The sequence below is a fragment of the Streptomyces sp. NPDC008163 genome (assembly GCF_042956885.1).
Classification (GTDB): Bacteria; Actinomycetota; Actinomycetes; order Streptomycetales; family Streptomycetaceae; genus Streptomyces; species Streptomyces drozdowiczii_A.
The window spans coordinates 225,939-246,188 of the sequence record NZ_JBIBHG010000009.1 but is presented as its reverse complement, the minus strand read 5'-3'; the positions used below and the strand labels follow the sequence as shown (position 1 = coordinate 246,188).

Annotated in this window: 12 protein-coding genes; 10 read left to right on the top strand and 2 right to left on the bottom strand. The window is 73.6% G+C overall.

What is annotated here, in order from left to right; all coding sequences use genetic code 11:
• Positions 1-20 precede the first annotated feature (20 nt).
• The 7 genes from ACFZAT_RS21530 to ACFZAT_RS21500 are packed head-to-tail and all read left to right on the top strand — an operon-like array spanning position 21 to position 15,149.
• Positions 21-3,218, top strand: coding sequence for an amino acid adenylation domain-containing protein (locus tag ACFZAT_RS21530; RefSeq protein ID WP_391265829.1), 3,198 nt, complete (start codon positions 21-23; stop codon positions 3,216-3,218).
• Positions 3,215-8,740, top strand: a complete 5,526-nt coding sequence (locus tag ACFZAT_RS21525) for an amino acid adenylation domain-containing protein (protein WP_391265828.1) — start codon at positions 3,215-3,217, stop codon at positions 8,738-8,740. The genes ACFZAT_RS21530 and ACFZAT_RS21525 overlap by 4 nt, the downstream gene beginning before the upstream one ends.
• Positions 8,737-10,236, top strand: coding sequence for an AMP-binding protein (locus ACFZAT_RS21520; RefSeq protein WP_391265827.1), 1,500 nt, complete (start codon positions 8,737-8,739; stop codon positions 10,234-10,236). The genes ACFZAT_RS21525 and ACFZAT_RS21520 overlap by 4 nt, the downstream gene beginning before the upstream one ends.
• Positions 10,233-13,271, top strand: coding sequence for an amino acid adenylation domain-containing protein (locus ACFZAT_RS21515; RefSeq protein ID WP_391265826.1), 3,039 nt, complete (start codon positions 10,233-10,235; stop codon positions 13,269-13,271). Before ACFZAT_RS21520 ends, ACFZAT_RS21515 begins: the two co-directional genes overlap by 4 nt.
• The gene (locus ACFZAT_RS21510; RefSeq protein WP_391265825.1) at positions 13,268-13,477 is read left to right on the top strand and encodes an MbtH family NRPS accessory protein; all 210 of its coding nucleotides are present in this window, start codon (positions 13,268-13,270) and stop codon (positions 13,475-13,477) included. Before ACFZAT_RS21515 ends, ACFZAT_RS21510 begins: the two co-directional genes overlap by 4 nt.
• Complete coding sequence (locus ACFZAT_RS21505) at positions 13,474-13,734, top strand: phosphopantetheine-binding protein (protein ID WP_391265824.1); 261 nt, start codon at positions 13,474-13,476, stop codon at positions 13,732-13,734. The genes ACFZAT_RS21510 and ACFZAT_RS21505 overlap by 4 nt, the downstream gene beginning before the upstream one ends.
• The gene (locus ACFZAT_RS21500; RefSeq protein WP_391265823.1) at positions 13,731-15,149 is read left to right on the top strand and encodes a condensation domain-containing protein; all 1,419 of its coding nucleotides are present in this window, start codon (positions 13,731-13,733) and stop codon (positions 15,147-15,149) included. Before ACFZAT_RS21505 ends, ACFZAT_RS21500 begins: the two co-directional genes overlap by 4 nt.
• A gap of 18 nt (positions 15,150-15,167) precedes the next feature.
• On the opposite strand, the gene ACFZAT_RS21495 is transcribed toward ACFZAT_RS21500, so the two are convergent.
• On the bottom strand, positions 15,168-15,980 hold the full coding sequence (locus ACFZAT_RS21495; RefSeq protein ID WP_391265822.1) for a methyltransferase domain-containing protein: 813 nt from the start codon (positions 15,978-15,980) through the stop codon (positions 15,168-15,170).
• Positions 15,981-16,115: 135 nt separating this feature from the next.
• Between ACFZAT_RS21495 and ACFZAT_RS21490 the strand changes: the two genes are divergently transcribed.
• The 3 genes from ACFZAT_RS21490 (at position 16,116) to ACFZAT_RS21480 (ending at position 19,222) form a co-directional block, all read left to right on the top strand.
• A complete protein-coding gene (locus ACFZAT_RS21490; protein WP_391265821.1) occupies positions 16,116-17,003 on the top strand; it encodes a phosphotransferase in 888 nt (295 codons plus the stop codon).
• 52 nt (positions 17,004-17,055) lie between these two features.
• On the top strand, positions 17,056-18,375 hold the full coding sequence (locus ACFZAT_RS21485) for a VWA domain-containing protein (RefSeq protein ID WP_391265820.1): 1,320 nt from the start codon (positions 17,056-17,058) through the stop codon (positions 18,373-18,375).
• A 106-nt stretch (positions 18,376-18,481) separates the two neighbouring features.
• Positions 18,482-19,222 carry an NAD(P)H-binding protein gene (locus tag ACFZAT_RS21480; RefSeq protein ID WP_391265819.1) on the top strand — a complete coding sequence of 247 codons (741 nt, stop codon included), beginning with the start codon at positions 18,482-18,484 and terminating at the stop codon, positions 19,220-19,222.
• A 70-nt stretch (positions 19,223-19,292) separates the two neighbouring features.
• Here ACFZAT_RS21480 and ACFZAT_RS21475 read toward each other — a convergent pair whose 3' ends face one another.
• On the bottom strand, positions 19,293-20,183 hold the full coding sequence (locus tag ACFZAT_RS21475) for a GH25 family lysozyme (RefSeq protein ID WP_391265818.1): 891 nt from the start codon (positions 20,181-20,183) through the stop codon (positions 19,293-19,295).
• Positions 20,184-20,250: the final 67 nt, after the last annotated feature.

Here is a 20,250-nt window from a genome sequence, read left to right as displayed (position 1 = left end):
GTGCGCGCCGAGGGAGTCGGATGAGTACCCAGGCCGTCCAGTCGTACCTGACGCATGGCCAGAAACGTCTGTGGTTCCTGCACCAGATGGAACCCGACGACGCCTCGTACAACATTCCGCTCGTCCTGCGCCTCTCCGGAGGTCTGTCCGAGCCCGCCCTCCGCGCGGCCTTCGACGCGGTGGCAGCCCGGCACGAGGCGCTGCGCACCCGCTTCCCCGCCGAGGACGGCGAGCCCGCCGCACTGGTGGCCGCACCGGGCCCGGTCGACGTGGAATGCCGCGACCTGCGCGGTGAGCGGGACCGGCTCGGACCGCTGATCGCCGAGCGCACCAACCGCGCCTTCGACCTGGCCCGGGGCCCCTTGCTGCGCGTCGCCCTCTTCCGTACGGGAGACACCGAGCACGTCCTGTGCGTGGTCCTGCACCACATCGTCGCCGACGGCTGGTCCCTCAACGTCCTGCGCGACGAGCTGGCGGCGCACTACACCGCACACCTCCGGGGCGGGACAGCCGACCTGCCCGCTCCGCCCGCGCACCCGGCCGCGCAGGAGCGGGACGCGGACGAGGCGCAGGCGCGCGAAGCTCTCGCCTACTGGCGCGAACGCCTGGACGGCGCACCCGTTCTGGAACTTCCCCTCGACCGTCCCCGCCCCGAACATCCCTCGCCCGAGGGCGCCTTCCACACCCAGCTCCTCACCGGCGCCGGACCCGTGATCGACGCCCTGGCCCGGGCCCGCCGCTGCACCCCGTTCATGGTGCTGCTCGCCGCCTACCAGGCGACCCTGCACCGCTGCACCGGACAACGCGACTTCTGCGTCGGCGTTCCCACGGCGGGCCGGTCGGGTCCGGAGGCCGAACGGGTCATCGGCTACTTCTCGCGGACCCTGGTCCTGCGCTCCGACCTGACCGGGACGCCCACCTTCGCCGACCTGCTGCGCCGCGCCCGCTCCACGGTGCTCGGCGCCTTCGCCCACGACCGCATCCCCTTCGAGGAGCTGGCCGAATCCCTGCGCCTCGACCGGGACCCCGGGCGCACCCCGCTGTTCCAGACGATGCTGACCGTCCACACCCAGGACGCGGGGCTGCTCCGCGACGCGTCCTTCGCCGGTCTCGGCTGCACCGAACTGGACCCCGCCATGCGGGCCTGCAAGTTCGACCTCACCCTCGACGTACGCCGGGACGGCGAGGACGTGGTCGCCGTCTTCGGCTACCGCACGGACCTGCTCGACGGGGACCGGGTCGCCCGCCTCGCGCGCTGGTTCGAGACGCTGCTGCGCGCAGCGGCGGACGCCCCGGACACCCCGGTCCACCTCCTCCCGCTGCTGGACGAGGACGAGCGCGCCGCCCTGGACGCGGCCGGCCGGGGCCCCGCCCTGCCCGAGGGCCCCTCCACCGTGCACGACGCCATCGCCCGGACCGTACGCGACCGCCCCGACGGCGAGGCCCTGCGCGGGCGCGACGCCTCACTCCCGTACGCAGAACTGTGGGACGCCGCGGGCGTGCTCGCCGCGCGGCTGACCGCGCGGGGGGTACGGCGCGGGGACACCGTCGGTGTGCTGCTGCCACGCGGACCGCGTGCCGTCGTGGCGATGCTCGCCGCCTGGCGCGCCGGTGCCGCCTACCTTCCCCTGGACCCCGACTACCCGCCCGCCCGGATCGCGTACATGGTCGCCGACAGCGGCGCCCGCACGGTCCTGACCTCGCGAGACACCCCACCGATCGAGCTGCCCGCAAGCATGGGGACGCTGTACGTGGAGGACGCCGCCGGCCCCGGCACGGCGGGGGACGGGCCCACCCGCCCCCTCGCGCCCCACCCCGACGACCCCGCGTACCTCGTCTACACCTCGGGCTCGACCGGCAGGCCCAAGGGCGTCCTCGTCCCGCACCGGGCGCTCGCCGAGCGGGTGCGCTGGATGCGCGAGGGATACGGGATCACCGCAGAGGACCGCGTCCTGCACTGCGCCTCACCCAGCTTCGACACCTGTGCCGAGGAGCTGTTCCCCGCCCTGGCCGCCGGCGCCACCCTCGTCGTGGCCGACCCCGGCGCCACGCTGCCCGACCAGCTGGCCGAGGACTTCACCTCCGACGTCACCGTCATGGACCTGCCCACCCCGTACTGGCAGCACCTCGTCGGCGACCCGGACGTCGTCCCCTGGCCGGACGGGCTGCGGCTGCTCATCCTGGGCGCCGATCAGGTCCAGGCCGCCGCCGTCGGGGCGTGGCGCGAGCGGTTCGGCGACCGGGTACGCCTCATCAACTCCTACGGCCCCACCGAGACCACCGTCATCGCCACGACCGCCGGCCTCGGCGACGCGGACACCCGCGCCCGTCCGCCCATCGGCACCCCGATCGGCGGCGTCACCGCCACCGTGTGCGACGAGCACGGCGGCCCGGTCCCGCCCGGCACCCCCGGCGAACTCCTCATCGGCGGAACGGGGGTGACCTACGGCTACACCGGCCGGCCCGGCGCCACCGCGCGCGCCTTCGTCCCCGACCCGTACGGCCCGCCCGGCTCCCGCCGCTACCGGACCGGCGACCTCGTGCGCCGCAGGCCCGACGGCGCCCTGGAATTCCTGGGCAGGCTGGACGGGCAGCTCAAGGTACGCGGCTACCGCGTCGAACCCGGTGAGACCGAGAGCGCGCTCCTCGCTCAGCCCGGGATCGCCGAGGCGGCGGTCGTGGCCCACCGCGACACCCTGGTCGCCTACGTCGTCCCCGCCGCCACGGGCGTCGATCCCGCCGCCGCGCGGAGCGCCGTGGGAGCGCTCCTACCGGCCCACCTCGTGCCCGCCGCCGTCCTCGTCCTGGACCGGCTGCCGCTCACCCCGAACGGCAAGCTGGACCGTGCGGCCCTGCCCGCGCCCGAGCAGCGCCCCGAACTCCGCGCGAGCTACCTGGCCCCGCGCACCGAGGCCGAGGAGCTGGTCTCCGACATCTGGCGCGAGGTGCTGGACGTCGAACGGGTCGGCGCCCTGGACGACTTCTTCGACCTGGGCGGGCACTCCCTGCTCGCCACCCGGGTCATCGCCCGCGTCCGGGCCACCGCCGAACTCACCGTCCCCCTGCGCACCCTCTTCACCCACCGCACGGTCGCCGCCTTCGCCGAGGCCGTGGAGGCCGCCCTGACGGCCGAGATCGACGCCCTGTCCGAGGAGGAGGCCGCCGCCCTCCTCGCCTCGGACGGCGGCGCCCTGGAAGGAACCGGAACGCCGTCATGAGCGACACCACCACACCCCCGGCCGGGCTCTCCGACGCCAAGCGCGCCCTGCTCAGCCGCCGGCTCAAGGCCGGCCGCGCCGCCGCGTCGCGCCCGGTCGTCCCCCGGAGACCCGAGGGCGCCGTGCCGCCGCTCTCCTTCGCGCAGGAACGCCTCTGGTTCATGGAGCAGTTCGCGCCCGGCACCGCCGCGTACAACATCCCCGTCGCGCGCAGGCTGCGCGGCGCACTGGACCGGGAGGCGCTGGCTCACGCCGTGGACACCGTCACCGCACGCCACGAGACGCTGCGCTCCCGTTACCCGGTGACCGACGACGGCCGCCCCGTGCTGGAGATCGCGGCGCCCGCGCCCGCGCCGCTGCCCTTCGTGGAGGCGCGGGACGAGGGGCACGCGGCCCGCCTCGTGGACGAGGCGGGGGCCGAGCCCTTCGACCTGGCCGCCGGTCCTCTGCTCCGTACCCTGCTCGTACGTGTATCCGACCGGGACCACATCCTGCTGCTGGTCGTCCACCACAGCGTCAGCGACGGCTGGTCCAGCGAGATCCTGATCTCCGAGATCCTCCGCTGCTACGCGGCACGCCTCGCGGGGGACGGCGACCCTCTCCCCGAACTGCCCGTGCAATACGGGGACTTCGCGCAATGGCAGCGCGACCGGCTGTCCGGGGACGCGCTCACCGCCGAAGTCGCCTACTGGGCGGACGAGCTCGCCGGAGTGGAACCGCTCGTCCTGCCCACCGCCCGCCCCCGCCCGGCGCGGCAGACCTTCGACGGGGCCGGCTTCGGATTCCGGGTAGAGCGTGAACTCCTCGACCGGCTCGCCGCCCTCGGCAAGGCGCACGGCGCCACGATCCACATGGTGCTGCTCGCCGCCTTCCAGGAACTCCTGGCCCGGTTCAGCGGCCAGCGCGACTTCGCCGTCGGATCACCCGTCGCCGGCCGCCCCGAACCGGAACTCGAGGGCCTGGTCGGCATGTTCGTCAACGTCCTGGCCCTGCGTGCCCGGCTCGACGGCGACCCCACCTTCTCCGAGCTGCTGGAACGTACGCGCGAGACCTGCCTGGAGGCCTACGCCCACCAGGAGTTGCCGTTCGCGCAGCTGGTCACCGAGCTGAACGTGGAACGCGATGTCTCCCGCTCCCCGGTCTTCCAGGCGGTCCTGGCCGTTCAGAACTACGCCACCGGCCGCCAGGCCACCGCCGGTCCGGGCCTCGAAGCGGAGACCTACGGCCTGCGCGCCTCGGGCACTCGTTTCGACGTCGAACTCTTCCTGATGGAATGGCCGGACGGGCTGCGCGGCGCCTTCAACTACAACACCGACCTCTTCGCCGAGGCGGACATCGCCCGGCTCGCCGCCCACCTCGACCGGCTGCTGCGCGCGGTGGCCGACCGCCCCGACGTACCGCTTTCCGGGCTCGACCTGCTCTCGGACGACGAACGCGCCCTGGAAACCGACGATTTCAACCGGACGGAGGTGCCGGTCCCGGCCGACGCCACCCTGGTCTCCCTCATCGCCGAGCAGATCGCCCGCACCCCCGACGCCACCGCCGTGACGGCCGACGAACGCAGCCTCACCTACGCCGAACTGGACGCCGCCGCCGACCGCGTCGCCGCCCGGCTCGTCGCGTCGGGCACCGGTCCCGGAGACGTCGTCGCCGTCGGCGCGGAACGCTCCCTGGAACTGGTCACCGCACTCCTCGCCGTCCTGCGCACCGGCGCCTGCTACACCCCGCTCGACACCGAATATCCGCCCGAACGGCTCGCGTTCATGCTGGAGGACAGTGGCGCGCGAGTGCTCCTGACCCAGCGTGGCATGACCGTCCCCGAGGGCTGCCGTGCCACCGTCCTCTGCCTCGAAGACGACTGCGCCCCGTCGTGCGGGAGCGCTCCCACGACATGTGTTCCGGCACCGGACGACCCCGCTTACCTCATCTACACCTCCGGCTCCACCGGCCGCCCCAAGGGCGTGCCCAACACCCACCGCGCCATCGTCAACCGCCTGCTGTGGATGCAACGGAGCTACCCCATCGGGCCCGAGGACTCCGTGCTCCAGAAGACACCGGCCGGATTCGACGTCTCCGTCTGGGAGTTCTTCTGGCCGCTGATGACCGGTGCGCGCCTCGTGCTGGCCCGTCCCGGGGGCCAGAAGGACGCCGCCTACCTGACCGGACTCATCCACTCCGCACCCGTCACCGTCGCCCACTTCGTCCCCTCCATGCTGCCGCTGTTCCTCGCCGATGAGGGGGCGGGGCGGTGCACGGCCCTGCGCCGCGTCGTGTGCAGCGGCGAGGCGCTGCCGCCGGACACGGCGCGCGCCTTCCGCGAGACGCTGCCCGGCTGCGCCCTGGCCAACCTGTACGGGCCCACCGAAGCGGCCGTCGACGTGTCGGCCTGGGAGTGCGCGGGGCCGTCCGATGTGGTCCCCATCGGCTTCCCGGTCGACAACATCCGCCTCTACGTCCTGGACCGGGCGCTGCGGCCGGTGCCTCCGGGCGCGCCCGGAGAGATCCACATCGCCGGGACCGGGGTCGCCCTCGGCTACCACCGGCGGCCCGGCCTCACCGCGAGCCGGTTCGTCCCCGACCCGTACGGCCCGTCCGGCTCACGCCTCTACCGCACCGGTGACCTGGGAAGACGCCGCCCCGACGGGGCGCTGGAACACCTCGGCCGCATCGACCAGCAGGTCAAGCTGCGCGGCCTGCGCATCGAACCCGGCGAGATCGAGTCCGCCCTGCGCGCCCTGCCCCCGGTGAGCGAGGCGGCCGTCGTCATACGCGAGGACACCCCCGGCGACAAGCGGCTCGCCGCCTACCTCGTGACCACCGGCGAGGAGCCCGCGCCCGACCCGAAGGAACTGCGCGCCGCGCTGAAGCGGGCGCTGCCCGATTACATGGTGCCCGCCTCCTTCACCGTCCTGCCCGCCCTTCCGCTCACGCCCAACGGAAAGCTGGACCGCCGTGGGCTGCCCGCGCCCCAGGTCCACCGGGCGACCGGCACGGGCAGTGCGCCCGGGACCCCGGCGGAGCGGGTGCTCGCCGCGATCTGGGGCGAGGTGCTCGGCCTCGACGAGGTCGGTGCGGACGAGGACTTCTTCGACCTCGGCGGCCACTCGCTGCTCGCCACCCAGGTCGTCGCCCGCGCCCGCAGACTCCTCCCGGAGGCGGGTGCCAGGCCGGTCAGTGTGATGGACCTGTTCACCTGCCGGACCGTCAGGGACCTCGCCGCCCTCGCGGACACCCCCGAGGACGCCCGGGGTCCCCGCAGACTGCTGCACCGCCTCACCCCGCAGGCCCCGGGCGGACGGCTGCGCGCCACGCTGGTGTGTGTGCCGTACGGCGGGGGAAGTGCCGTCGTGTACCAGCCCGTCGCCGATCTCCTGCCCGAGGGCTACGAACTGTGGTCCGTCGCCATTCCGGGCCATGACGTCGGTGTGACGGAGGAACATCTGCCGTTCGGCGAACTCGCGGAGAGCCTGGCCGCCGAGATACGCGAACGGGTCCGCGGCCCGCTGATCGTGTACGGGCACTGCGGTGTCGGCACCGCGCTGGCCGTGGCGACCGCACGGCTCCTCGAAGCGTCGGGCCGCGAGCTCGAAGCGGTCTACGCGGGTGCGCAGTTCCCCTTCGCCAAGCCACGCGGACGGGTGCTCGGTGCCCTCTCGAAGGTGGCCTCACTGGAATCGCTGCTCGGCAACCGGGTGTACGTCAACTGGCTCACGGGCATGGGCGTCGACACCTCCCAGCTGGACCGGGAGCAGACCGAGTTCATCGTGGGCAACATGCGCCGCGACAGTCGGGCCGCCGAGGAGTACTTCACCGGAGCCATCGCCGACGTCGGGGCCGGCGCCCCGAGGCTGCGGGCCCCGCTGGTGTCGCTCGTCGGCGACCGCGACCCGGCCGCCGACTTCTACCAGGAGCGCTACCGGGAGTGGCTGCTCCTCGTGGAACGCTCGGCGGTCGCGGTCATCGACCAGGGCGGGCACTTCTTCGTGAAGTACCGGGCCGCCGAGGTCGCCGAGGCGGTGACGAGCGTCCACGAGGCGATCCGCGCCGAGACCACCGAGACCCTTCCCGCGCGCTCTCCGGACGCGGCCTGGTGGTTCCACGCGGAGACCGGGCCGCCGGGGGATGCCGAGGCGGACCGGGCGGACGGCGAGGCCCCGGAGGCATCGGGCGCCCCCGCCCCTGGGGCCGCTCGTTTCCTGGCCGTCGTGCTCGGGCAGTTGGGGTCGATCGTGGGTTCCGCGCTCACGGAGTTCGCCCTGCCCATCTGGATTCTGCTGGAGACGGGCTCCCTGGCCCGGTTCGCGCTGTACTCCGTCGTGGCGATGCTGCCCGGCATCCTCGTCGGCCCGCTGGCCGGCGCCGTCGTGGACCGCTTCGACCGGCGCAAGGTCATGCTCGCGGGCGACCTCGCGGCGGGACTCAGCCAGGTCGCCATGCTGAGCCTGCTGATCGCCGGGGCACTCGACACCTGGTATCTGTACGTGCTCCTCGGCGGTCTCTCGGTGGCGCTCACCTTCCAGCGCCTCGCGTACAGCTCCGCGATCCCGCAACTCGTCCCCAAACGCTATCTCGGCCACGCCAACGGGATCGTCCAACTCGCTTTTGGTGCGGCTCAGTTCGTCGTGCCACTCGTCGCGGTGGCGCTGATGGCGGGCGTCGGTCTGCGCGGCATCCTGATCCTCGACATCGCGAGTTACGTGGTCGCGGTCGCCGTACTCGGCTGCGTGAGGTTTCCCCGCACCCTGCCCTGGACCCGCCGGGAACCGGTCATCGATGAGATCAAACAGGGTTTCGCCTACACCTGGCGGCACCGGGGCTTCCGCTCCATGCTGCTGTGGTTCGCCGCGCTCAACCTCTTCCTGTCGCCGCTGTTCCTCCTGGTGACACCGCTGGTGCTGTCCTTCGACACCCTGGACGGGGCGGCGGCGGTCGCCACGGCGGGCGGGGCCGGAGCCGTCGCGGGCGGGCTGATCATGGGGGTGTGGGGAGGGCCCCGCAGACACCGGGTGCGCGGGATGCTCGCGCTGGCCGGGGTGTTCGCCCTGGCCGGGGCGGTGACCGGGCTGCGCGCCGACCTCTGGGTGATCGGTGCCGGTGCCTTCGGGATGTCCTGCGCCATCGCCCTGGTCAACGGGGTGTACTCGACCATCGTCCAGGTGAAGGTCCCGCAGCGCTTCCACGGCCGCGTCTTCGCCCTGAACACCATGGTCGCCTGGTCCACCCTCCCCATCGGCCACGGACTCGTCGCACCCCTGGGAGCCCGGCTCTTCGACCCGTTGCTGGCCGACGACGGGGTGCTGGCCGACAGCGTGGGCCGGGTGCTGGGCACCGGGCCGGGGCGCGGGATCGGGCTGATGTACCTCCTGTGCTGCCTGGTCATGCTGGCGCTGGTGGCCCTCGCGCTGCGGCTGCCGGTCCTGGCCCGCTTCGACCGCGATGTGCCGGACGCCGAGCCCGACGACCTCATCGGACTCCGGGAACGCGCGGCCGCGCTCGCCGCCACCTCGGGGGACGACCGGTGATCCGTATCGCGCCCCCGGGCTCCCTGGTCGAGCTGCTGGTCCACCGCGCCGCCCTCCATCCGGACCGCGTCGCCCTCCGCAACGGGCCGCGTGCCCTGGACTTCGGCACCTGGCACGACCGGGCCGCCGCCCTCGCCCACGGCCTCCTCGCCCGCGGTCTGCGTCCCGGCGACCCGGTCGGGCTGCGCTACGGCAGTACGGGGTGGACCGACTACGCGGTCGCCTACTGCGGGGTGCAGTGGGCGGGCGGCATCGCCGTACCCCTGTCCGACCGGCTGGCCCCGGCCGCCGCCGCGCACATCGTCGAGGACAGCCGGTGCGCCGGCGTCCTGCACGGCGAGGGCGGGCCACCGCCCCGGCTGCCCGCAGGGGTGTGGCAGGCGGCCGCGGAGGACATCGAGAGCGGGGCGACCGGTGCCGGGGACTGGCTGCCGCTGCCCGACCCGTCCGCACCCGCCCAGTACCTCTACACCTCCGGCACCACCGGCCTGCCCAAGGGCGTCCGGGCAAGCCACGCCAACCTCGCCCACGGCTGCACCCTCGACGAACGCCGCAGGCCCCTGCGCCACTCCCGCACCTTCCTGCACAGCTTCCCGATCGGCACCAACGCCGGGCAGACGATGCTCGTGAACTGCCTGGACACCGCGGCCACCGGAGTCGCCGCCCCGCAGTTCACCCCGCTGCGGTTCGCCCGGCTCATCGAGGAGCACGCGGTCGGCAGCGTCTTCCTGGTGCCGGCCACCGCCATCGAACTGCTCGCCTCCACCGCCCTCACCCGGCGCGACCTCAGCACGGTCAAGCTGGTCGGCTCCACGGCGGCGGCACTCCCGCAACCCGTCGCGCTCCGGCTGTCGCAGGCGTTCCCCGGCGCGCAGATCGTCAACTACTACACGTCCACCGAGGCCGCCCCCGCCCAGATCACCCTGCTCTTCGACCCCGGCCACCCCGACTCACCCGGCCGCCCCGCCGCACTCGACCACCTGCGCGTCACCGACCCCGAAGGGCGTCCGGCGGCCCCCGGCGAACCCGGCGAGATATGGCTGCGCTCACCCACCGCCCCCCGCGCCTACCTGGGCGCCCCCGACGCGGACGCCGAGGTCTTCCGGGGCAGCTGGGTGCGCATGGGAGACATCGGGCGGCTCGACGCGGACGGCTACCTCCACCTGCTCGACCGGGAGCGCGACGTCATCAAGTCCGGCGCCCACAAGGTGTCCACGATCCAGGTCGAGAACGCGCTGCACGCCCACCCGGACATCGCGGACGCCGCCGCCTTCGGCATCCCTCACCCCGTGCTGGGCAGCGTCGTCGCCGCCGTCGTCGTGCCCCGGCACGGCGAGCCGGACGTCACCCGGCTGCGAGCCTTCCTGCTCGACCGGCTCGCCGCGCACGAACTCCCGGCCCGGATCCTCTTCCGCGCCACCCTGCCCCGCAACGAGGGCGGCAAGGTCCTCAAACGCGAACTCCACCTGCTCCTGGACGACGAGGCGACCCCATGACCCCTGCTTTCGGAACACCGGTCCCGCTCGACCCGGCCCAGCACGGGCTCTGGGTCACCGAGCAGACCCTCGACACCGGTTCGGCGTACCACCTCAGCCTGGCCCTGCATTTCCGAGGACCCCTGGACCCGGCGGCCCTGGCTGCGGCCTGGCTCGACTGCGTGAGGGCCGCCCCCGTGCTCGCCTCTCGCACCGATCCCGCCGGGCCCCACCTGATCCTGGGCGAGGCACCACCCCTCCGGCTGGTCGCCGCCACGCCCGACGATCTCGGCAAGCTCCGCGAGGAGGAGACCGCCGCCCGCTTCGGACCGGGCGAGGCCCTGACCCGCGCCACGCTGTTCACCACCGCCCCGGACCACCACCTGCTGCTCGTGGTCGCCCACCACCTCGTCTTCGACGGCGAGTCCAAGGACCTCCTGGTCACCGGGCTGGCCCAGGCGTACCGGGCGATGACGGGGGAGAGCCGGCCACCATCGGCGACCGAGGCGCCGACACCCGCGCCGCCCGTCACCGGGGCGGCCGTCCAGGACGCGGCCCGCTTCTGGGCCGGCCGCTGGCGCGACGACCCCGCCCCCGCCCTCCCCGGTCTCACCGCCCGCCACGCGGACCCCGTCGCCCCCGCCCCCGGCACCGCCTGCGGCTTCCGGCGAGACGGGGAGTGGCACGCCCGCCTGGTGACCGCCGCCGCCGCGCTCGGAGTCACCCGCTTCGAACTCCTCACGGCGGCCTGGCACGCCCTGCTGCTGCGCTACGGCAACACCGCCCCGGCCACCGCGATCGAACTCTCCACCCGCGTGCCCGGTGCGCCCCGGCAGACCGGCCTCCACGTCAACGAACTGCCCCTCTTCACCGACCCGGGCCCACAGACCGCCTTCGCCGCCTTCGTCCACGCGGTCCGGGCCGAGCTGCGCGCCCTCTACGCCCACCGCACCGTCCCCCTCAGCCGCGCGGTGCGCGGACTCACCCCGCGCACCGCGCTGTGCCCGGTCTCCCTCAGCTACCGGCGGCGCGACACCTCCGAACCCGCCGACTTCGGCCCCGGCCTCGACACGCGCACCGAATGGACCGGCTTCGCGCGCACCGCCCGGAACATCGCCCACCTCCACCTGGTCGACGCGCCCGACAGCCTGGAAGGCAGCCTTCACTACCGCACCGCCGCCTTCGAGAGCGAGGCGCCCGCCCGCGTCCTGGACCACTTCCTCACCCTGCTCGACGGCGTCCTGGCCGCCCCGGACACCGCCCTCGGCCGACTGCCGGTCCTGCCGCCCCGGGAACGCGCGACGCTGCTCGCCGACACCACCCACGCCCCGGGCAGCGCCCCCGCCACCCTGCCCGAACTGTTCGCCGCCCAGGCCGCCGCGACCCCGGACGCCGTCGCCGTCATCGAGGGCGACACCACCCTCACGTACGCCGAACTCGACGCGGCCGTCCGCCGGCGCGCCCACCGGCTGCGCGCCCAGGGGGCCGGTCCCGGCGTCCTCGTCGGCATCGCGCTGCCCCGCTCGGCCGCCCAGCTCGTCGCCGCCCTCGGCACGCTCGCCGCAGGGGCCGCCTACCTGCCGCTCGACCCCGATCACCCGGCGGAGCGCCTGGCGTTCCTCCGCACCGACTCCGGGATCGCCCTGGAGACCGCCACCGACCCGGGGCCCGAGGACCTGGACCGGCTGCCCGAGGCCCCGCCGCCCGCGCCCGCGCCGCCCGCCCTCACGGACCCCGCCTATGTGCTGTACACCTCCGGCTCCACCGGTGTGCCCAAGGGCGTCGAGGTGTCGCACGCGGCCCTCGCCAACCTCCTCGCGGCGCTGCGGGACATCACCAGTACGGGGCCCGGCAGCCGCTGGCTCGGGCTCACCTCGCTCTCCTTCGACATCTCCACCGTCGAACTCTTCCTGCCCCTGGCCACAGGTGGCACCGTCGTCCTCGTCCCCGAGGGCCGCCACCGCGACGGCACCGCGCTCGTCGCGCTCGTGGACCGGCACCGGCTCACCCACGTACAGGCCACCCCCAGCGGCTGGCGCACCCTGCTCGCCGCCGGGCTCCACGCACCGGACGTGGTGGCCCTGACCGGGGGAGAGGCACTGCCCGATGCCCTGGCCCGCGAACTGCGCGCGGCGGTGGGCCGGTTGGTCAACGTGTACGGGCCGACCGAGACGACGGTGTGGTCCACGGCCGCCGAGCTCGGACCCGATGACCCCGTCACCATCGGCCGCCCGCTGGCCAACACCCGCACCTACGTCCTGGACGCCCGCCTCGAACCGCTGCCGCAGGGGCTGACCGGCGAGCTGTACATCGGCGGCGACGGCGTCGCCCACGGCTACCGGGGCCGCCCCGGACTCACCGCCGCCCGCTTCGTCCCGGACCCGTACGGCCCGCCCGGCGCCCGCCTCTACCGCACGGGCGACCTCGTCCGGCTCACCGCGGACGGCCGCATCGCCTTCGCGGGCCGGTCCGACACCCAGGTGAAGGTCCGCGGCCACCGCATCGAACTCGGCGAGATCGACACCGCCCTCGGCAGCCACCCGCAGGTCGCGCAGGCGGCGACGGTGCTGCGGGAGGCCCCGGACGGCGAGCCCGGACGGCTGGTCGCCTACGTGGTGCCCGCGCCCCACCGCGTACCACCCACGCCCCAGGCATTGCGCGACCACCTCGCCCGCTCCCTGCCTGCGGCGGCCCTGCCCGACGCGTACGTGCCCCTCGACACGATGCCTCTCACCCCCAACGGCAAACTCGACCGGGCCGCCCTGCCCGAACCACCGCGTGAGCGCGCCACCGGTGACACCCCCGTCGCGGACGCGGGCGACGAGGGCGTCACCGGCACCGTCCTGGCCATCTGGCGCGAGGTGTTCGACCTCGACGACCTCGGTCCCGACGAGGACCTGTTCGACCTCGGCGGACACTCCCTGACCATCACCGCCATCGCGGGCCGGATCCGCAAGGAGTACGGCGTCGCCGTGCCCTTCGACACCTTCTTCGACAGCCCCACCGTCCACGGCGTCGCCGCGTGCGTCGCCGCACTCATCGAGGAGAACCAGTGAACACACCCGCCCTCCGCTATCTGGTGGCGGTCAACGACGAGGAACAGCACGCCCTTTGGCCCGACGGGACACCCCTGCCCGCCGGATGGAGGCCCGAGGGGTTCAGCGGCACGGAGGACGAGTGCATGGCCCATGTCGACCAGGTGTGGACCGACATCAGGCCGCTGAGCCTGCGCCGCCGACTGGCCGGGAAGGAGGACCGTTGAGCACCGCCCAGGACCCGGCCGCCGGCCCACGCGCACGGATCGCCGGGCTCATCAGCGACGCCATGGACGGGCAGCTCGCCACGGCCGAGATCCTCACCGCCCGGGGCACCCTCACCGAACTCGGCGTCAGCTCACTGGCGCTGCTCCGGCTCGCCGACACCCTGGAGGACGAGTACGGCATAGAACTCGACCTGGCCGACCCGGCGTTCTACCAGGAGAGCGTCGACAGCCTGGCCGCCCGGCTGGTGGCGGAATGAACGGCCTCGCCACCGCCCGCACCCTGCACATCCCCTTCGCGGGCGACAGGGCGGGCACCGCACCCCTCACCTGGGGCCAGCGGGCCATCTGGAACGCGATCCTGCGCACCGCCCCCAACGACGTCTACTTCAACATCGGACGCCTGCTCCCGCTGGGGGAGCGGGGAAGGGCCACCGACCTGCCCCGGCTCGCCACCGCCCTCACCGCCCTGCTGGAACGCCACGAGGCACTGCGCACCCGGCTGTACGACGGCGAGGACGGCGACCCGCGTCAGTCGCTCACCGACTGCGGCGCCCTGCCGGTCACCGTGGTGGACGAGCCGGACCCCGACCGGACCGGGCCCACCGCACGCGCCCTGCTGGACGAACTGGCCGCCACCCGCTTCGACTACGCGCGGGAATGGCCGCTGCGCGTCGGCACCGTCTGCCACCGGGGCCGGGTCACGCACGCGGCGCTGGTCCTCTGCCACCTCGCGGCCGACGGCCACGCCGCCGAGCAAGTGGTACGCGACCTGCGGCTGTTGGTGCGCCGGGGCTCGGCCGGGCGGCCTCCGCGCACCAACCCCCTCGACCTCGCCCGGGACCAGCACACTCCCGCCGGTGTACGCCGCAGCGAACGGGCCCTCGCCCGCTGGGAGTCCTTCTACCGGACCATGCCGCCGACGATGTTCCCCCGGCAGGCCGCCGCACCCCGCACCCCCCGCTTCTGGAGTGGCAGGCTGGTGTCCGAGGCGCTGATGAGGGCGACGGACACGCTCGCGGCCGCGCACCGGATCAGCGGATCGACGGTCCTGATGACCGCCCTCGCCGCCCTGGTCGCAGCCGAGGGCGGCCACCCGGCGGCGGCCATGATGCCCATCGTCGCCAACCGGGCCGCCGAGGACCGGCGCGACCTGGTGGCGATGCTCTCCCAGGACGCGCCGTTCCTGCTCGACACGACCGGCGCCGAACGGTTCACGGACCTCCTGCCGGTGGCGTGGCGCGCGGCCCTGGCGGGCTACCGGGCCGGGTCCTACGACCCGGTCGCCTGGGAGGCCCTGCGCGAGCGCGTCGGCCGGGAGCGCGGCACCCCCGTACACCCGTACTGCTGCTACAACGACCAGCGGTTCTTCGTACGCCCACCGGACGAAGGCCCGCCGCCCGGTGCGGCGGAGCTGCGCGCCGCACGGTCCCGTACGGAGTTCGGCTTCCCGGCCACCGAGGACAAGCTCGGCTGCCGGTACTGCGTCCACGTCACCGAGGAGGAGGGCGTCCTCGCCGTCATGCTCACCGCCGACACCGCCTACCTCCCACCGCCCAGGATCAGGGCCCACCTGTGGGCGCTGGAGGAGATGGTCGTCGCCTCGGCGTGCGGCGATGCCCCGCTCCTCGCCGGGCTCCCGGCACTCCTGGCGCGCGCGGAGGCGGCGGCCTGACGTGCGACCACCGCCTGCTCACGGCCGTCGCGGGCGGCGCCCCCACGCGGAGATCATCGGCGCCGTCGCGAGATCGAGGCGGCCGGTCTCCACGTTCGTCAGATGGCGGTCGATCTCCTCGTCCGTGGCCAGCCCCGCCGCCACCAGGCGGCCACGGATCTGCCGCACCGTCGCCGCCTCCAGGACCGTGCACGCCGGAGAGGTGATCGGGAAGTAGGCGTCGGCCCGGACATCGTCGAGACCCGACTCGCGCAGCAGCCGTGGCAACGTCCTGCCGTACTCCAGGTCCGCACCGCGCCCGGCCATCAGCGACCGGAAGCCCGAACGCAGCCGATTGGCGAGCCGCTGCTCCGGCCCCGACTCGTCCGGGCACAGCAGCGGCTGCAACCCCGGGTCCGCGTCCTCCAGGAGCAGCACGCCGCCCGGCCGCAGCGCCCGGACCATCCGGCGCAGCGCCTCCGAACGGTCGGTGACGTGCACCAGGACCAGCCGCGCGTGCACCAGGTCGAAACCGCCCTCCGGGGGCGGATCGGCGGCCACGTCATGGGCCCGTACCTCGATCACCCCGCCCGCGACCCCCTCGGTCCAGGACACATCGATGTCGGTGGCCACCACCGCCCCGTCCGGGCCGACCCGTTCGGCCAGACCGAGCGGGACGGACGGCCCGCCCGCACCGACCTCCCAGCACCGCATGCCGGGACCGATGCCCAGGTGATCGACATGGCGGAACGTCACCGGGTCGAAGAGTGCGGAGAGGGCGCCGAAGCGGTCGCCCGCCTCCGACTGCTGGTTGTCCAGGAGATAGCCGTGATCGGATTCGTGCTGAGCCATGGCGCAATTCTGGCAGCCTGGCCGGAAAGGGCCGCATGACCTTCCCTGGAAAAGGATTCGACATGCCGGGGCGCGCGGCGGTGTGATGGTCCGGACCGCCCGCCGCACGCAGTGGGCCGACGACAGGGACCGCCTTTGGCATCCACGAGCGACCGCCCCGCCATCGACACCCCGCTGGTCAGGCGGCTGGTCGACAGCCAGTTCCCGCAGTGGGCCGGACTGCCGCTGGAACGGCTGGCCCAGGCCGGATCGGACCATGTGATCCACCGGCTCGGCCGCGATCTTTCCGTACGACTGCCGCGCCACGCCGGTGCGATCGGGCAGGCCCGCAAGGAGCTCACCTGGCTGCCCAGGCTCGCCCCGCACCTCCCGCTGGCCGTCCCCGAGCCGGTCGCGGTGGGGGAGCCGGGCCTCGGCTACCCGTGGCCATGGGCGGTGACCCGGTGGCTCGACGGCGAGCCCGCCACCGTCGAGGCCCTGGAGGACTCGGAGGAAACCGCCGTGGCGCTCGCCGGATTCCTCACGGCCCTGCAACGCTTCGAGGCCGACGGCCTTCCGCTCACCCCCGGCATCGACCGCACCGCGGACTCGCTGCACAGCCGGGACCACGCCACGCGCGCGGCGATCTCCGCGCTTGACGGTGTGTTCGACGCCGGGGCCATGACGAAACTGTGGGACGCGGCACTGGAGGCGCCCGCCTGGGACCGGCCCCCGGTCTGGGTGCACGGCGACTTCCACACCGGCAATCTACTGACCCGCGACGGCCGCCTCAGCGCCGTCATCGACTTCGGCGGATTCGGCCTCGGCGACCCGGCCTGCGACCTGATGATCGCCCACACCCTGCTGTCGGCGGACAGCCGGGCCGCCTTCCGCGCCGCGCTCGGCCCGGACGACGCGACCTGGACACGGGGGCGCGGCTGGGCCCTTGCCACGGGACTGAACGCCTACTCCTTCTACGGCGCGACCGACTCGCGCATCGCCGCGCAGACGACCCGGCAGATCCACGCGGCCCTCCTCGGCTGAACGTTCCCGGACCCGGTCGACCCTGCGGAACACCGGCAGGCAGACTGGGCCCGTGACGACACTGAGCAAGGGCGCCAACATGCCCGTGGCCGCATCCGCCGTCCGGGCCGTGCTGAGCTGGACGCCGGGGCCGGGCGTGCCCGACGTCGACGCCTCCGCGCTGGTGCTGGGCGCAAACGGGCGGGTCCGCTCGGACGGGGACTTCGTCTTCTACAACCAGCCCCGGCACGCCTCCGGGGCCGTACGCCACCTCGGCAAGCAGCCCGGCTCCGACACCCTGGAGGCCGATCTCGCCGCGCTGGGCGCCGATGCGGAACGGATCGCCCTGTGCGCCTCGGCGGACGGCGGCACCTTCGGTCAGGTGCCCGGTCTTGGACTGCGGCTGCTGGACGCCGTGTCCGGCGCGGAACTGGCCCGCTTCGACTTGGCGGCGGGCCCGGAGACCGCCTATGTGTGCGGGGAGCTCTACCGCCGGTCCGGCGGCTGGAAGTTCCGCGCCGTGGGCCAGGGGTACGCGAGCGGGCTCGCCGGCCTGGCGACGGACTTCGGCATCACCGTGGACGAACCCCGCACGACACCGGCGCCCGCCGCTCCCGGCGCGCCGCGCCTCGGCAAGGGCGAGGAGCACCTGCCGGTCGACATGCGCAAGCGGCTCTCGCTGCGCAAACAGCAGGTGGCCGTCAGCCTGGGCAAGCACGGCCTGGACCGGCTGACCGCCCGGGTGATCCTCGTCCTGGACGCCTCCGGGTCGATGAGCACCCTCTACACACGCGGCACCGTCGCGGGTGTCACCGAACGCATGGCGGCCGTCGCCGCCCAGCTGGACGACGACGGCGAGATGCAGGCATGGACCTTCGCCTCGAACCCGGCGCGGCTCCCCGACCTGACCATCGCTGAACTGCCCGAGTGGCTGCGGCTGCACGTGCGGGTCGGCCAGGTCGGCCTCTTCGGGCGGAAGAGGCCCCCGAAGGGGCTGGTCCCCGGCCAGGTCGACATGCGCGCGGTCGGCATCCAGAACGAGGAGCAGAAGGTCATCGCCGAGGTCCGGGAGTACGTGCGCTCGCATCCGGTGCCCGCGCCCACGCTCGTCCTGTTCTTCTCCGACGGCGGTGTGTACCGCAACGACGAGATCGAGCGCGAACTGCGCGCGGCGGTCGAGGAACCCGTCTTCTGGCAGTTCATCGGCCTCGGCCGGGCGCAGTACGGAGTACTGGAGCGGTTCGACACCATGCCCGGCCGCCGGGTGGACAACGTCGGCTTCTTCGCCGTGGACGACATCGAGCAGGTCTCCGACCAGGAGCTGTACGACCGCCTGCTGTCCGAGTTCCCGTCCTGGCTGCGGGCCGCCCGGCAGGCCGGCGTCCTGCGCTGAGCCGTACGGGTCATGAGCCGCCGGGCGGCCGGGTCACGGTACCGGTGACCGGGAGCCCCCGGCTTACGGTGGCGGCCGGCCACCCCGGCTCACGGAAGGCTCGTCCATGAAGATCACGGTCATCGGCGGTACCGGACTCATCGGCTCCCAGCTCGTGTCGAAGCTGCGCGAGGCCGGGCACACGGTGGAATCCGCCTCCCTGTCGACCGGTGTCGACCTGCTCACCGGCCGGGGCCTCGGCCAGGCGCTCACCGGCGCGGAGACGGTCGTCAACGTCACCAACTCGCCCACCTTCGACGCGGCGTCGCCCGACTTCTTCCGCACGACCATGAGGAACCTGCTGACGGCGGGCGAGCAGGCCGGTGTACGTCACCAGGTCGTGCTGTCCATCGTCGGAGTCGACCGGGTGCCCCAACTGGACTACTACCGGGCGAAGACGCTCCAGGAGGAGCTGCTGCGCGACGGGCCCACCGCGTACTCCGTCGTGCGGGCCACGCAGTTCTTCGAGTTCATCGACGCGATCATGTCGTGGACCTCGGACGAGGACACCGTCCGGCTCCCCGCCACCCGCCTCCAGCCCATCGCGACGGCCGACGTGGTCGCCGCCCTCGCGGACACCGCCACCGGTGCGCCGCTGAACGGGACGCTCGACGTGGCCGGGCCCGACGTGTATCCCCTGGACGAGCTCGGGCGCCTCACGCTGGCCGCCCGGGGCGACCGCCGTACCGTCGTCACGGACGACCGGGCGGGCATGTTCGCGGCCGTGGAGGGCGACATGCTCATCGCGGGACCCGGAGCGCACCTCGCCCGCACCTCGTACAGGGAATGGCTCGCCGGGGCCCGCTGACACGGAAGGGCGGCCACCGGGTGCGGACCGGAGCCCGTTCCCAGTGGCCGCCCTCCTGCCGGCCGGTGTCTCAGGTGTTGTTGGCCAGAGCCAGCAGCCGGGTGGCGTCGCCGTTGAACCGGTCGCGGTCCACGGCTCCCGAAATGCCGCCCACCGAACCGGAGTCGGTGTACTGCCAGAACGTCCAGTACGGGAAGCCCTTCGGGATGGTCGGGCTCGCCGCGCTCGTCCAGTGCGCGGTGAACAGCGGGCTGCGCGCCGACATGCCGCTCCAGCCGCCCGTGCACGAGTTCCACCAGCTGGCGCTGGTGTAGATGACGACGTCACGGCCCGTCTTGGCCTTGTACGTGTTGTAGAAGTCGAGGATCCACGACTGCATGGCGGAAGCCGACTTGCCGTAGCAGCCGCCCTCCAGGTCGAGCATCCCCGGAAGCGTCAGGTTGTCCCGCGACCACGCGCCACCATGGCCGGCGAAGTAAGTGGCCTGGGCCGCTCCGCTGGACAGGTTGGGACGCGCGAAGTGGTAAGCGCCCCGGATCACCTTCGCGTTGTAGGCGTTGAGGTAGTTGGCGTTGAAATTGGGGTCCTTGTACGTGGTGGACTCGGTGGCCTTGATGTAAGCGAACTTGATGCCCGCCGACTTCACCGACGACCAGTTGATCGAGCCCTGGTAGTGCGAGATGTCGATGCCGGGGAGCGTCGTCGCCTGGATGGACGCGCTGCTCTCCGGAGTGAGGTCGACGTGCCGGTTGTCCGGGGCGAACGTGTCGCCGTCGGCGAGGTAGCCGGCACCCATGTACCCGTCACCGAGCGGGATGGACCCACTCGACGACGCGGGCGGCTGCGGCGACGCCGAGGCCGGCACGGCGGTCATGGTGGGCACCGCCACCAAGCCGATGCCGACGGCTCCGAGGGCCACCAGCTTGCGGAGTGCGGGTCTGCGGCTGCGGATCGATAACACGGGAGCCTCCTGGGGTGAGCGGCACGAAGGGGGTCTACTCGCGTAGCATGTGGAGCGGTTCCGAGCG